Source organism: Stutzerimonas stutzeri KOS6, assembly GCF_000307775.2.
In the GTDB taxonomy this organism is placed as follows: Bacteria; Pseudomonadota; Gammaproteobacteria; order Pseudomonadales; family Pseudomonadaceae; genus Stutzerimonas; species Stutzerimonas stutzeri_B.
Window position 1 is genome coordinate 86823 of record NZ_KK020678.1, and the last position, 15142, is coordinate 101964.

The following is a 15142-nucleotide window of genomic DNA, read 5'->3' on the forward strand; positions in this document are numbered from 1 at the left end:
GTGGACCGTTATCCCCCTGAGCTCCTTTGTGTCGGACGTGAGGTTGTAAAAAAAAGTTTCGGCGGTGGTTTAACCATCGGGCGCTTTTTTGTCGCACCTTCGGGAGGTCGCGGCTGGCGCGGCTTACAGGGTGCACCACTGGTCCACCTGGGCCCGGTTCGATGGACGGTCACGATGACGGCACCTGTGCCGGGGTGTTCATTGGCTGGCGAGCAAGCGCCAGGGGCAGCGAATGTCGCTCGGCTTCAGCTGTCTGCGCAGCGGCTGGCGCCCGGCTGGGCTACAGATGATGGATAGCTCAAGCCCATGTTGCACACCAGCGAAGCGGTAGTTTGTCGGGTGAACTACCGATCCTCGGCTGCCTTCGAGTGGCAGGGTGTGCTTGCCTAGCTGCTGCTCAGCGGCCAATGGCGGACATGGCGATGGCGGCGGCAGCCGTTCGGGTTTCCACGCCGAGCTTCACGTAGACGTGTTCCAGGTGCTTGTTTACCGTGCGTGGGCTTAGCCCGAGGATGTCGCCGATATCACGGTTGGTCTTGCCGCAGGACACCCAGTGCAACACCTCCACCTCGCGACCGGTCAGTTGGAAGCGCTGGGTCAAGGTGGCCTGAATCTGCTGTTCATCGGCTGGTGCCTGTGCCTGTCGTGCGTCCTGCAGCGCGCGTGCGGTGCGCAGATGCGCGGCGACCCGGGCCAGTACCTGTTCCGGGTGGATCGGTTTGGTCACGTAGTCGATGCCGCCGGCCTCGAAACCGGCGAGCACATGCTCGCTCTCGGTCAGGGCGGTCATGAAGAGCACGGGTACGTCCTCCAGTTCGCTGCAAGCCTTGATCCGGCGGCAGGTATCGAAGCCATTGAGTCCTGGCATCATGGCGTCGAGCAGGACGATGTCCGGCTTCATTCGTTGCATGCGCTCCAGCGCACTGAAACCGTCGAGTGCCACCAGCACCATGTAGCCGGCCTGGTCGAGCGCGCCAGAGAGCAGGGCGAGGTTGTCGGGAACGTCGTCGACGATCATCACGATGCCCTGGCTTTGCGGATGATCAGGTTGCATGGGGTGCCTCCATGGTGGTCTGGATGTCGGTGCCCTGTATTGCCTCGTTCAGGCGCAGGCTCAGTTCATTGATCTGGAACCGTCTGGCCAACTGACGCAGTTCTTCGAGCTGCCTGGCAGCGGCAGGCAGCTCGCCTTCGAGCTGGTCGAGCAGTTCGAGTACGCCGCGCACGTAACCTAGCGAAGCCTGTTGCTGCAGCGCATGCAGGGCATCGAGCGGCAGAGCGGCGGCCATCGAGGCGGTGGTGCCCGCATCGCGTCTGAGCCAGTCCAGGCCCAGCTGCTGACGAATCTTGTCCAGCATCACCGGGGCGTGTACCGGCTTGGGCAGGTAGTCGCTGCAATCGGCGGTGACGCTCGCGCCGTCGACGAAGGCATTGGCGGAAATGATGATGATCGGCGCTGTCGAACCCACCGAGCGGCGAATCAGCCTGGCGGTCTGCCAGCCGTCGAGCTGCGGCATGGAGAGGTCCATCAAGATCAAGTCAGGGTTGTGCAGCGAGACCTGGCTGAGTGCTTCCTGGCCATTGCCGGCCATGAGCATCTCGAAACCCAGCGGTTCGAGCATGCCGGCGAGCACCTTGCGGTGTTCGATGTGGTCGTCGACCACCAGCACGCGGCGGCGCGGACCGTGATAACCGATGATGTCGTGCTCGACGTGCACGACCGCCTGCGGCACGCGAACTTCGGAGAGGAACAGGCGTAGCTGGAAAACGCTGCCGCGACCTGGTTCGCTCTTCATTGACAGCTCGCCGCCCATCAAGGCGGTGAGCATGCGGGTGATGGTCAGGCCGAGGCCCAGGCCGCTGTCGTGACGCAATGGATTGCCGCGCTCGAAGGGCTGGAACAACCGTTCGATCTGTTCGGGGGCGATGCCAATGCCGGTATCGGCTATCTCGAAGGTCGCGGTTTCGCGCAGGTAGCTGGCGCGCAGGGTGATGCTGCCGGCGTCGGTGTAGCGCACCGCGTTGCCGAGCAGGTTGATGAGAATCTGCCGTACGCGTTTCTCGTCGCCGCGCACCACGGCAGGAATGCGTCCCTGGCTTTCGAAGTGGAAGCGCAGGCCCTTTTCCTCTGCCTGTGGGGCAATCATCTGGCGTAGTTGCTGGAGAAATTCCGGGAAGGCGATTTCCGATGGTTCCAGGTTGAGTTTCCCAGCCTCGATCCGGGCCACGTCGAGCAGCCCGTCGATCAGCGAAAGCAGATGGGCACCACTGCGGTGGATGGTTCCCAGGGCGTCCTTGTGCCGGGCCGGCAAAGTGCTGTCGCGCAGCAGGATCTGCGCATAGCCGAGGATGCTGTTGAGCGGCGTGCGCAGTTCGTGGGACAGCCCGGTGACGTAACGGCTCTTGGCTGCATTGGCGGCCTCGGAGGCTTCCTTGGCCTTCTGCAACTGCTCGTCGGTTTTGCGGTGGGCTTCGATCTCCTGCATCAGCAGGTGCGTCTGGCGATCGGACTCATGCTGGGCCACGTGGCGGCTTTCGCGGGTCAGTACCACCCACCAGGCGAGGATGCCGGCGAACAGCGAGAGCACCAGGAACGCTTTGAGGAAGGCCTGGTAGAGCGTTTCGCCAACCCCCTGCGGGCTGGCCGCGACGCTCAGCGAGACTTGGCTGTAGATCAGCCAGAGCGCCAGCGAGAGTAGCCCGATGATCAACCCGAGCACACCGAGGTAGTGCGCCAGCCGAGTATGCAGGCGCGGAATCGAAACCTGTGGAAAGGCCCAGCGGACAAAGTTTTCCCATTGAGCCGAGAGCCGGCCGTCGGGTTTGCAGAGGTCGCCGCAACGGGCATCGAGCGAGCAGCACAGCGAGCAGATCGGCGCTCCGTAGGCGGGGCAGAAGGCGGTGTCCGGCTCTTCGAAGGCGTTGCTGCAGAGCACGCACGCCACTTTACCACGCTCGGTGTAGGGGTATAGCAGCTGCGGCTGGCGTTCACGGGCAATGTAGAAACGGCCGCCGGTGAGCCAGGCGATCAGCGGCGCGCAGACCAGTGCGGTGCCCAGTGCGATCATCGGTGAGGCCGCCTGGGCTAGAGCACCGAGCACGCCGCTATGGGCGAGGATCGCCAGCAGCGAGGCGATCAGCATGGCGCCCACGCCCACCGGGTTGATGTCGTAGAGGTGCGCGCGTTTGAACTCGATATGCCTGGGTGAAAGGCCCAGTGGCTTGTTGATCACCAGGTCCGCGACCAATGCGCCGATCCAGGCGATGGCGACGTTGGCGTACAACCCGAGCACCTGCTCGATGGCCTCGAATACGCCCAGCTCCATCAGCATCAGCGCGATCGATACGTTGAACACCAGCCAGACCACGCGGCCAGGGTGGCTGTGGGTGACGCGGGCGAAGAAATTCGACCAGGCCAGCGAGCCGGCGTAGGCGTTGGTCACGTTGATCTTCACCTGCGAGACGATGACGAACAGCACCATCGCCCCGAGTGCCCATTCCGGCGAGGCGAATACATAGCTGAAGGCCACCAGGTACATCTGCGTCGGCTCGGCTGCCTTGTCCACCGGAATCTCGTGCTGCAGTGCGAGAAAGGCAAGGAAGGCGCCGGCGAGCATCTTCAGTGCGCCGGGGATGATCCAGCCGGGGCCGGCGGCAAGCATCGCCAGCCACCAGCGAACGCGGTTCTGCCGCGTCTTTTCCGGCAGGAAACGCAGGTAGTCGACCTGCTCGCCGATCTGCGTGATCAGCGCCAACGCCACGGTGCAGGCGGCGCCGAAGGAAAGCAGGTTGAACGAGCCGCCGTCGCCTTCGCGTCCGGCGAAACTGGTCAGATCGCTCAGCGCCTCGGGGTTCTTGGCGATGACGAATATGTAGGGCAGCAACAGCAGGATCAGCCAGACCGGTTGCGTCCAGAGCTGCAATCGGTTGATCAGGGTGATGCCGTAGGTCACCAGCGGCACGATGATGATCGAGCAGACCACGTAGGCCAGTGCCAGCGGGATGCCGAAGTACAGCTCCAGCGCCAGCGCCATGATCGCCGCTTCCAGGGCGAAGAACAGGAAGGTGAAGCTGGCATAGATCAGCGAGGTGATGGTCGAGCCGATGTAGCCGAAGCCGGCGCCGCGGGTCAGCAGGTCCATGTCCACGCCGTAGCGCGCCGCGTAGTAACTGATCGGCAACCCGGTGAGGAAGATCACCAGCGCCACCGCGAGGATCGCCCAGAGGGTGTTGGTGAAACCGTAGGAAAGGGCCAGCGTGCCGCCGATGGCTTCCAGGGCCAGGAACGACACTGCACCGAGCGCGGTGTTGGCGATACGGAATTCCGACCACTTGCGAAACGACTTGGGGGTAAAACGCAGGGCGTAGTCTTCCAGCGTCTCGTCGGCGACCCAGCTGTTGTAGTCGCGGCGAATCTTGACGATGCGCTGTGTGCCCGTGAATTGCACGCTGGCGGCCCCGGCTGTTTGTCGTGTCCCTGGTTTGAGCAACTTCCGTGCCCCCGTTCGGCACTGCTGATGACCCCCGGCGGAGCGCCGGAACGCATGCTGGCGCAGCGCTGCCGTTATCGGCAGGGGCGAGGGTTGCCGGCTGCTGGCGTGCTCCATACCGGCGCAAGGATGCACCAGCAGAGCACCCGCAGCGGATACGTCAGATGACGTACCCGCTTACGTCATCCTGCGTATACCCCAGCCCGCCAGCCGAGCCCATTCTTGCTCCCGACCCGATGCCGGCGCGCAGCAGCAATGTTGCGGCAAGCCATGCACGGCCCACCGAGACAGGAGCAATCATCATGGATTCAAAACTGACGGGTTCGTCACGCCGCCTTCCCCGCCGGCTTGCGCAGGGGGCTGCGGCACTCTCGATGCTGGCAATGAGTATCTTCGCCTCGACCGCCAGCGCCGAGGTCAATACCACCGGCCTCGCGATCACCGATACGGAGGTGATGGTCGGGCAGTTGCATTCGGCGACCGGCACCATGGCCATCTCCGAGACCGGATCGATCCAGGCCGAGCGTCTGGCCATCGAGCAGATCAACGCCTCGGGCGGCATCCTTGGTCGGCAGATCAAGGTCATTCAGGAAGACGGCGCCTCCGACTGGCCGACCTTCGCCGAAAAGGCCAAGAAGCTGCTGGAACGCGACAAGGTCGCCGCGGTGTTCGGCTGCTGGACCTCGGCCTCGCGCAAGGCCGTGTTGCCGATCTTCGAGCGCGAGAACGGACTGCTCTACTACCCGACCTTCTATGAAGGCCTGGAGCAGTCGAAGAACGTCGTCTACACCGGCCAGGAGGCCACCCAGCAAATCCTCGCCGGCCTCGACTGGGTCGCCAAGGAGAAGGGCGCCAAGACCTTCTACCTGCTCGGCTCGGATTACATCTGGCCGCGCACTTCGATGAAGATCGCCCGAAAGCACATCGAGAACGTTCTCGGCGGCAAGGTGGTGGGCGAGGAGTACTACCCGCTGGGCAACACCCAGTTCGGTTCGCTGACCAACAAGATCAAGCTGAAGAAGCCCGACGTGATCTTTGCCGCCGTGGTCGGCGGCTCCAACGTCGCCTTCTACAAGCAGCTCAAGGCCGCTGGCATCACCGCGGACAAGCAGACCCTGCTGACCCTCTCGGTCACCGAGGACGAGCTGCTCGGCATCGGCGGCGAGAACATGGCCGGCTTCTACGCCTCGATGAAGTACTTCCAGAGCCTGGACAACCCGAACAACGCCGAATTCGTCAAGGCGTTCAAGGCCAAGTATGGCCAGGACGCGGTGATCGGTGACGTTACCCAGGCCGCCTACCTCGGCCCATGGCTGTGGAAGGCCGCGGTCGAGAAGGCCGGCAGCTTCGACGTCGACAAGGTGGTTGCCGCCTCCGCCGGGCTGGAGCTCAACACCGCGCCGGAAGGCTACGTGAAGGTGCATGAGAACCAGCACCTGTGGAGCAAGACGCGCATCGGTCAGGTGCAGGCCGACGGCCAGTTCCAGGTGGTCTACGAGTCCGATCTGATCGAGCCGAATCCCTTCCCGAAAGGCTATCAGTAACCCTCCCTGCGCCGCGTGCCGGCAGGCCCGCGGCGCTCTCTTTTGCCATCAGGAGACATCATCATGGAATGGCTATCGGAGTTTGGTGCCATCGCGGCCATGCAGGGTTTCAACGGCTTGTCGGTGTTCTGCGTGCTGCTGCTGATGGCTCTGGGTCTGGCGATCATCTTCGGCCAGATGGGCGTGATCAACATGGCCCATGGCGAGTTCCTCACGGTGGGCGCGTACACCACCTATCTGGTTTCGGTGCTGACGCTCAAGTACCTGCCTGAGCTGCAGCCCTACTACTTCTTCGTCGCCATCGTGCTGTCATTCGTGATTGCCGGGGCGCTGGGCTGGCTGGCCGAATGGGCGCTGATCAGCAAGCTTTACCACCGTCCGCTGGACACGCTGCTGGCAACCTGGGGCCTGTCGCTGGTGATGCAGCAGGCGTTCCGTTCGATCTTCGGGGCGCGCGAGGTCAGCGCCACGCTGCCGGACTGGCTGATGGGGTCCTGGATGCCCACTGACACTATCGACATTCCGCTCAACGGTCTGTTCGTGATGGCGCTGACACTGCTGCTCACCACGACGATCTTCGTCCTCATGTACCGCTCGCGCTGGGGTCTGCAGGTGCGCGCTACCGTGCAGAACCGGGTGATGGCACGTTCGGTGGGGATCAACACCAAGAAGGTCGACCGCATGACCTTCGCCCTGGGCTGCGGCGTGGCCGGAGTTGCTGGCGCGGCGTTCACCACCATCGGCTCGACCGGGCCGACCTCCGGTTCGCTGTACATCGTCGACACCTTCCTGGTGGTGGTCTTCGGCGGCGCGGCCAGCCTGTTCGGCACCATCGCTTCGGCGTTCTCCATCGCCCAGACGCAATCGATGGCCGAGTTCTTCATCAGCGGCTCGATGGCCAAGGTGCTGACCCTTTCGGCGGTGATCCTGATCCTCATGCTGCGTCCGCAGGGGCTGTTCACGGCCAAGGTGCGCAAATGATGAACAGTTTTTTGGTGGCGATGGCAAACGACGTGAGGGCCAAGGCATGAACTCGACACTCGATAAATTCTTCGGCGGAAAGCAGGGCGGCATTGGTCTGCTGATCCTCGCGGCGCTGCTCCTGCTGGTGTTTCCGCTGCTGCTCGACAGCTTCCGCCTGAACATGGTGGGCAAGTACCTGACCTACGCCTTCGTCGCGGTGGGGCTGGTGCTTTGCTGGGGCTACGGCGGCATTCTCAGCTTGGGGCAGGGGATCTTCTTCGGCCTCGGTGGCTATTGCATGGCCATGTTTCTCAAGCTTGAGGCGTCGGACCCGGAAAGTACGAAGATCCAGTCCACGCCGGGCATCCCGGACTTCATGGACTGGAACCAGATCACCGAACTGCCGTTGTTCTGGCAACCGTTCCAGAGCTTCGGTTTCACCCTGCTGGCGGTGGTCGCGGTGCCGGCGATCCTCGCGCTGATCATCGGCATGGCGATGTTCAAGCGCCGCGTGGGCGACGTGTACTTCTCCATCGTCACCCAGGCGATCGCGGCGATCCTGACGATCCTGATCATTGGCCAACAGGGCCTGACCGGCGGGGTAAACGGCATCACCGACCTGAAGACCCTGCTCGGCTGGGACATCCGTACCGACGAGGCGAAGATCATCCTGTACTTCGTCAATGCGGCGCTGCTGCTCGGCTGCATCCTGATCGGCCGCTTCATCCTTGCGTCCAAGCTCGGGCGTCTGCTGATGGCCATGCGCGACAAGGAAGAGCGGGTGCGCTTCTCCGGCTACGACGTGGCCAGCTTCAAGATCTTCGTGTTCTGCGTGGCGGCGAGCTTCTCGGCCATCGGCGGGGCGATGTTCACCCTGCAGGTGGGCTTCATGTCGCCGAGTTTCGTCGGCATCGTGCCGTCGATCGAGATGGTGATCTTTGCTGCGGTGGGCGGGCGCATGTCGCTGCTCGGCGCGGTGTACGGCGCGCTGCTGGTGAACTACGGCAAGACGGTGTTCTCCGAGAGCTTCCCCGAACTTTGGCTGTACTTCATGGGTGGCCTGTTCATCGCCGTGGTCATGTATTTCCCCAACGGCCTGGCCGGCCTCTGGCAGAGCCATGCCAGCAAATGGCTGGTACGGCTGCGACTGCCGAGCCGACGTCAACCACCGGCCGCGGCGGCGCAACCAGCCGAGCGGCCGCCGGCCTCGAGAGCCGGAGCGATCGATGCGGTTCCCGCCAAGCAACTGGAGAGCACCCCATGAGCGGATTTCAGATGCCCAAACCGGTGCTGGCCATCGAGGGCCTGACCGTTTCCTTCGATGGTTTCAAGGCGGTCGACGACCTGAACCTCTATCTGGACCGCAACGAAGTACGCGTGGTGATCGGCCCCAATGGCGCCGGCAAGACCACGGTGCTCGACCTGATCTGCGGCAAGACCCGTGCCACCGGCGGCTCGATCCAGTTCGACGGGCGCGAGCTGACGAAGATGAAGGAGTTCGACATCGTTCGCGCCGGGGTAGGGCGCAAGTTCCAGAACCCGTCGATCTACGAAAACCTCAGCGTGTTCGAGAACCTGGAGATGTCCTATCCGGCCGGGCGCAAGGTGTTCGGTGCGCTGTTCTTCAAGCGCAGCGCCGAGGTCGTCGCGCGGGTGGCGGAGATCGCGGCGGAAATCGGCCTTGCCGAACAGCTGCACAGTGAAGCCGGGCTGCTTTCCCATGGCCAGAAGCAGTGGCTGGAGATCGGCATGCTGCTGATGCAGGACCCGGAGTTGCTGATGCTCGACGAGCCGGTGGCCGGCATGAGCGTCAGCGAGCGGGCACAGACCGCCGAGCTGCTCAAGCGCATCAGCCAGGGCCGCTCGGTGCTGGTGATCGAGCACGACATGGAGTTCGTCAAAAGCATCGCCCACAAGGTCACCGTGCTGCATCAGGGCAAGGTGCTGGCTGAGGGCAGCATGGAAGCGGTGCAGAGCAACCCCAAGGTCATCGAGGTTTATCTGGGGCATTGAGGCGGTACGGGCCCTGGCAGGCGTGAATAGCGCTTCGCGGTTATCCACCCTACGCCGACGGCTGGCCCGCACACCGTTGGGTGGACATCGCCGCAGGCATGTCCACGAGTGTCGCACCCCATCAGGTAAAAAAGGAGTTCAGCATGTTCCAGATCAGCAGCCTCGCCTCGGGCTACGGCCAGAGTCAGATCCTTCACGACCTCAATCTCAAGGTCGAGAAGCAGGAAATCGTCGCGGTTATGGGCCGCAACGGCATGGGCAAGACCACACTGTTCAAGACGCTGATGGGCATCGTCCCGCAGACCGCAGGCAGCGTGCAGGTGGACGGCCAGGAAGTCGCCGGGCTGGAAACCCATCAGCGGGTCGCCAACGGTGTGGCCTACGTGCCCCAGGGGCGGATGATCTTCCCCAGCATGACGGTGCTGGAGAACATCCAGACCGGACTGCCGGCAGCCGCTGGCGGCAAGGTACCGGATGATCTCTACGCGCTGTTTCCGGTGCTGCACGACATGCGCAAGCGCAAGGGCGGCAATCTCTCCGGCGGACAGCAACAGCAATTGGCCATTGCCCGTGCGCTGGCGACCAATCCCAAGGTGCTGCTGTTGGATGAGCCGACCGAGGGCATACAGCCGTCGATCATCAAGGACATCGCGCGCACGTTGAAGGAGATCCGCTCGTTGCGCGACCTCACCATCGTGGTGTCCGAGCAGGTGCTGTCCTTCACCATGGAGATCGCCGACCGCTTCCTGGTCATCGAGAAGGGCCGCTTCGTCTTGGAGGAAAGTGCGGCCAATGCCGACGAGGCGACCATCAGTCGGTATCTGTCGGTTTAGCAGCAGCGGCAAGCTGCAAGCCACAGTGCCGTAGGGTGGCAGCGTCCTTCGCGACCGCTTGATTGGCGGGCTGAAGCCCAACCTACTTACTGCAGGGCCGTAGGGCGGACAACGGCGCAGCCCTGTCCGCCATGCCTTCCAGCTTTGGGCCGGTGCGCAGGCTCTGCGCACCGGCTTTCGGCCGTCTGCATGAAATCCGCCGGGAGCCCCGTCAGCGCTGGCCTGCGGCATACGTCATCCAACGTATTTTCCCGCCGACCGATGCGGCAAAGACTAGTGCCCGTACTCAGCGCAACGCTGACTTCCTACCACTCCAGGAGCTTCGTCATGACCGATACCCTGATCAAAGTCGATTTGAATCAGCCCGCCACCGAGAACGAGCAGATCCACAACCGCTGGCATCCGGACATTCCGATGGCCTGCTGGGTCAAGCCGGGCGACGACTTCATCCTCGAGACATATGACTGGACCGCCGGCGCGATCAAGAATGATGACGACGCGTCCGATGTGCGCGACGTCGACCTGACCACCGTGCACTACCTATCCGGTCCGGTCGGGGTCGAGGGCGCCGAGCCGGGCGACCTGCTGGTGGTAGACCTGCTCGACATCGGCGCCAAGCAGGATTCGCTGTGGGGCTTCAATGGATTCTTCTCGCAGCAGAACGGCGGCGGCTTCCTCACCGATCACTTCCCCCATGCACAGAAATCCATCTGGGACTTCCAGGGCATGTTCACCAGCTCGCGGCACATTCCGGGCGTGCGCTTTGCCGGATTGATCCACCCGGGCCTGATCGGTTGCCTGCCGGACCACAAGATGCTCGCCACCTGGAACGAGCGCGAGCAGGGCCTGATCGACACCAATCCCAACCGCGTCCCGCCGCTGGCCAATCCGACATTCGCCGCCACCGCGCACATGGGCAAGCTGACCGGCGAGGCGCGTGACAAGGCCGCGGCCCAGGGCGCGCGTACCGTGCCGCCCCGGGAGCATGGCGGCAACTGCGACATCAAGGACCTTTCGCGCGGCTCGAAGATCTTCTTCCCGGTCTATGTCGACGGCGCCGGGTTGTCCGTGGGCGACCTGCACTTCAGCCAGGGTGACGGCGAGATCACCTTCTGCGGCGCCATCGAGATGGCCGGCTGGGTGCACATGAAGGTCGAGCTGATCAAGGGCGGCATGGCCAAATACGGCATCAAGAACCCGATCTTCAAGCCCAGCCCCATCGTGCCGGCGTACAAGGATTACCTGATCTTCGAAGGCATCTCGGTGGACGAGAGCGGCAAGCAGCACTACCTGGACGTCAACATCGCCTACAAGCAGGCCTGCCTGAACGCCATCAACTACCTGACCAAGTTCGGCTACACGCCGGCACAGGGCTACTCGCTGCTCGGTTCGGCGCCAGTGCAGGGACATATCAGCGGCGTGGTGGACATCCCCAACGCCTGCGCCACGCTCTGGCTGCCGACCGAGATCTTCGAGTTCGACATCCACCCGAACGCGTCCGGGCCGACCCGGTTCCTCGACGGCAGCATCGACCTGCCGATCGCCTACGACAAATGAGTTCGTTCATCCGGGCGGGGCAGGTGCTCTGGACGGCGGCCTGGCCCGCCCGGATGGAGGGACACGGAGGATGACGCGATGCCGATCTATGAATACGACTGCGACGCCTGCGGTGATTTCACCGCGCTGCGCCCGATGAGTGTGCGTAGCGAACCCTGCGATTGCCCGGCCTGCGGCACGCCCAGCCCGCGAGTGATTCGCACCGCCCCAGGCCTGGCAACCATGGCCGGCAGTACCCGCGCGGCGCACGAGACCAATGAACGCGCCAGCCATGCGCCCAAGACGGTCGCCGAGTACGCCGCCAGCAAGCGCCATCCGGCCGGCTGCAGCTGCTGCGGCCCGAGCAGGCCGGTGGAGCCGACCAAGGCCAATCCGCATGCACTCAAGGCCAGCCCGTCGAACCGGCCCTGGATGATCAGCCACTAAAAGCAGCGACAAGCTATAAGCCAAGGAGAATTCCCATGCGTCACGGAGATATTTCAAGCAGCCCGGACACCGTCGGTGTCGCCGTGGTCAACTACAAGATGCCGCGCCTGCACACCAAGGCGGAAGTCCTCGACAATGCGCGCAAGATCGCCGAGATGATCAAGGGCATGAAGCTCGGCCTGCCCGGCATGGACCTGGTGGTGTTCCCCGAGTACAGCACCATGGGGATCATGTACGACCCCGGCGAGATGATGGAAACCGCCGCTACCATCCCCGGCGAGGAGACCGCGATCTTCTCCGCCGCCTGCCGCGAGGCGAAGACCTGGGGCATCTTCTCGCTGACCGGCGAACGCAACGAGGATCCGGCCAAGGCGCCCTACAACACTCTGGTGCTGATCAATGATCAGGGCGAGATCGTCCAGAAGTACCGCAAGTGCATCCCCTGGTGCCCGATCGAGGGTTGGTACCCAGGCGACCGCACCTACGTCAGCGATGGCCCCAAGGGCATGAAGATCAGCCTGATCATCTGCGACGACGGCAACTATCCGGAGATCTGGCGCGACTGTGCGATGAAGGGTGCCGAGCTGATCGTGCGCTGCCAGGGCTACATGTACCCGGCCAAGGAGCAGCAGGTGCTGATGTCCAAGACCATGGCCTGGGCCAACAACTGCTACGTGGCGGTAGCCAACGCGGCGGGCTTCGATGGCGTGTACAGCTACTTCGGCCACTCGGCGATCATCGGCTTCGACGGCCGCACCCTGGGCGAATGCGGCGAGGAGGAGATGGGCATCCAGTACGCCCAGCTGTCCATCTCGCAGATCCGCGACGCGCGTGCCAACGACCAGTCGCAGAACCACCTGTTCAAGCTGCTGCACCGCGGCTACACCGGCGTCTACAACTCCGGCGATGGCGACAAGGGTGTGGCCGACTGTCCGTTCGAGTTCTACCGCACCTGGGTGCTGGATGCAGAGAAGGCGCAGGAGGACGTCGAGAAACTCACCCGCCAGACCGTTGGCGTTGCCGATTGCCCGGTGTATGAGCTGCCGCACGCAGGCAAGGAAAAAACGGCGGGGTGACCAGGCCGCATCGCCTTAGGGTGGGCCGGGCGGCGTTCCGCGTAGGGTGGGCTTCAGCCCACCATCCAGGGGGCACGTAGGGTGGGCTGAAGCCCACCCTACGCCCACAAACTGCAGTACATCCGGCATGGCGCGCATTCGGCGCAGCTCGGAGTTGGGACGGTATCCGCTCGTTGGGCTTCGTCGCTGCGCTCCTCAACCCAACCTTGTATCTACGGGATCTCCCATGCCCTTCGTCAACGATCTGATCGAACACAACCGCGCCGAGGCCGGGCAGGAAGCCGAGCGTACTCGTGCCAAGGTGGCCAAGACCTCGCGCTTCCTGTTCGACCCCGCTGAGGTCATGAGCCTACTGCGCAGCCGCATCGTCGGCCAGGATGCCGTGCTGGACCAGATGGACGCCATGCTTCGCGTGGTCAAGGCTGGCATCGGCGACCCCGAACGCCCCCTGACCGTCAACCTGTTCCTCGGGCCTACCGGAGTCGGCAAGACCGAAATCGTCCGCCTGCTGGCGCAGGCCATCCACGGCAAACCGGATGCCTTCTGCCGCATCGACATGAATACCCTGGCGCAGGAGCACTATGCCGCCGCGCTCACCGGGGCTCCGCCCGGTTATGTGGGCAGCAAGGAAGGCACGACCCTGTTCGATGCCGAGGCCATTGCCGGGACCTTTAATCGGCCTGGAATCGTGCTGTTCGACGAACTGGAAAAAGCCAGCCGGGAGGTCGTGCGCAGTCTGCTGAATGTGCTCGATAGTGGACGCCTTACGCTGGCAGCGGGTAACCGAACCCTGGATTTCCGCAATGCGCTGGTGTTCATGACCAGCAATATCGGCGCACAGCAGGTTGCTCATGCCATGCGCTGGCCCTGGCTGAACAGGCGCCGCGCTGGCGGTATCGTCGAGCGGGCGCTGCATCGTCATTTCGATCCCGAATTCCTTAATCGGATCGACCGAATCCTGCATTTCTCGCGTATCGAAGGCGATCGCCTGATGGCCGTGCTCGAGGTCGAGCTGGCCAGGCTCGAGCAGCGCCTGGCGCGCCGGGGAGTGCGGTTGCAGGTCGATGCCGCCGTCAAGCAGGCGATCTGCCAGTTGCATGATCCGCGCTTCGGCGCACGGGATCTTGCGCGGCAGTTGCGGGTTCGGCTGGAGCCCGTCCTGGCGGATGCCGTATTGCGCCATCCCGACGGGCGTGTCTGGCGAGCGTCGCTGCGTGACGACGACATCCGGGTGGCGCTCGAGCCCGGCTAGTGGCGAACTTCTGCGGCAGTGCGGTCGTCCCATTTGCTAGACCACACTTCACTGACCGGGGAATTTTGCCAATGGCCATGCTGGACACCCGCGGCATCGGGGCCGTGACCTTGCTCAAGCGTACGTTCAAGGAATTTGGCAACGACGATATGTCGACCTATGCCTCGGCGCTGGCATACCGCGGCCTGTTCTCGATGTTTCCGTTCCTGCTGTTTCTTATCGCCTTGCTCGGCTTTCTCGATCTGCAGAATTTCTTCGACTGGTTGCGCATGCAGGCGGAGCTGGCCTTGCCGCCGATGGCGATGGAGCAGATAAATCCGGTCATAGACCAGTTGCAGGAGCAGAAAGCCGGGCTCCTGTCCTTCGGTATCGTCGTGGCGTTATGGACGGCCTCGGCCGGTTTTCGCTCGCTGATGAATGCGATGAACCGCGCCTACGATGTGGATGAGGGACGGCCCAGCTGGAAGCTGATCCTTCTTTCGTTGGCGTATACCGTGGGGGTGGCCGTGCTGTTGCTGCTGTCGGCCGGGCTGATGATCATCGGACCGCAGGTGATCGAATGGCTCGCCTCGCAGGTCGGCCTGAAGGATGTCGTCGTGCTGCTCTGGACCTGGCTGCGCTGGCCGATGATCGTAATCATGCTGATGCTGGTGGTGGCGCTGCTTTACTACGTGGCGCCGGATGTGAAGCAGGAGTTTCGCTTCATTACGCCGGGGTCGATGGTGGCCGTGCTGGTGTGGATCCTGGCCTCGATCGCGTTCGGCATCTACGTACAGAATTTCGCCGACTACAACGCCACCTACGGCAGCATCGGCGCCATCATCGTGCTGCTGCTCTATCTGTATATCTCTGCCGCCGTTCTGCTATTCGGTGCCGAACTCAATGCGGTCATCGAACACGCCTCGGTGGAGGGCAAGGACCCCGGCGACAAAGTGCCCGATGCCTGAGCTGCCGTCCGGCGCGAACGTCCCTCCAGCGTAACGGTCCA

General features: G+C 63.4%; 12 protein-coding genes. 10 read left to right on the forward strand and 2 right to left on the reverse strand.

The genetic code is table 11. The annotated features are described in order from the left end of the window. Positions 1–397 precede the first annotated feature (397 nt). Positions 398–1054 (reverse strand): response regulator, encoded by a 657-nt coding sequence (locus tag B597_RS44370; RefSeq protein WP_003295671.1) that lies wholly within the window; start codon positions 1052–1054, stop codon positions 398–400. Continuing rightward, positions 1044–4448, reverse strand: a complete 3405-nt coding sequence (locus B597_RS44375; RefSeq protein WP_003295669.1) for a hybrid sensor histidine kinase/response regulator — start codon at positions 4446–4448, stop codon at positions 1044–1046. Before B597_RS44375 ends, B597_RS44370 begins: the two co-directional genes overlap by 11 nt. A 416-nt stretch (positions 4449–4864) precedes the next feature. Here B597_RS44375 and urtA point away from each other — a divergent pair, with 416 nt between their 5' ends. From urtA to B597_RS44425, 10 genes are all read left to right on the forward strand, one after another. Next, positions 4865–6034 carry an urea ABC transporter substrate-binding protein gene (gene urtA / locus B597_RS44380; RefSeq protein ID WP_419184911.1) on the forward strand — a complete coding sequence of 390 codons (1170 nt, stop codon included), beginning with the start codon at positions 4865–4867 and terminating at the stop codon, positions 6032–6034. Between the two features lie 63 nt (positions 6035–6097). Further along, complete coding sequence (urtB, locus tag B597_RS44385; protein WP_003295665.1) at positions 6098–7015, forward strand: urea ABC transporter permease subunit UrtB; 918 nt, start codon at positions 6098–6100, stop codon at positions 7013–7015. A 46-nt stretch (positions 7016–7061) separates the two neighbouring features. Then, positions 7062–8261 (forward strand): urea ABC transporter permease subunit UrtC, encoded by a 1200-nt coding sequence (gene urtC / locus B597_RS44390; protein ID WP_024162509.1) that lies wholly within the window; start codon positions 7062–7064, stop codon positions 8259–8261. After that, positions 8258–9010 (forward strand): urea ABC transporter ATP-binding protein UrtD, encoded by a 753-nt coding sequence (gene urtD / locus B597_RS44395; RefSeq protein ID WP_003295662.1) that lies wholly within the window; start codon positions 8258–8260, stop codon positions 9008–9010. The genes urtC and urtD overlap by 4 nt, the downstream gene beginning before the upstream one ends. Positions 9011–9153: 143 nt before the next feature. Continuing rightward, entirely contained in the window at positions 9154–9843 is a 690-nt protein-coding gene (gene urtE / locus B597_RS44400) for an urea ABC transporter ATP-binding subunit UrtE (RefSeq protein ID WP_003295661.1), read from the forward strand. A 327-nt stretch (positions 9844–10170) separates the two neighbouring features. Beyond that, positions 10171–11400 carry a formamidase gene (fmdA, locus tag B597_RS44405; RefSeq protein ID WP_003295660.1) on the forward strand — a complete coding sequence of 410 codons (1230 nt, stop codon included), beginning with the start codon at positions 10171–10173 and terminating at the stop codon, positions 11398–11400. A gap of 78 nt (positions 11401–11478) precedes the next feature. After that, the gene (locus tag B597_RS44410) at positions 11479–11826 is read left to right on the forward strand and encodes an FmdB family zinc ribbon protein (protein WP_003295658.1); all 348 of its coding nucleotides are present in this window, start codon (positions 11479–11481) and stop codon (positions 11824–11826) included. A 35-nt stretch (positions 11827–11861) separates the two neighbouring features. Continuing rightward, on the forward strand, positions 11862–12902 hold the full coding sequence (locus B597_RS44415) for an aliphatic amidase (RefSeq protein ID WP_003295656.1): 1041 nt from the start codon (positions 11862–11864) through the stop codon (positions 12900–12902). A 226-nt stretch (positions 12903–13128) separates the two neighbouring features. Further along, a complete protein-coding gene (locus B597_RS44420; protein ID WP_003295654.1) occupies positions 13129–14154 on the forward strand; it encodes an AAA family ATPase in 1026 nt (341 codons plus the stop codon). A 71-nt stretch (positions 14155–14225) separates the two neighbouring features. Then, complete coding sequence (locus B597_RS44425; RefSeq protein ID WP_003295653.1) at positions 14226–15101, forward strand: YihY/virulence factor BrkB family protein; 876 nt, start codon at positions 14226–14228, stop codon at positions 15099–15101. The last annotated feature ends 41 nt before the right edge of the window (positions 15102–15142 follow it).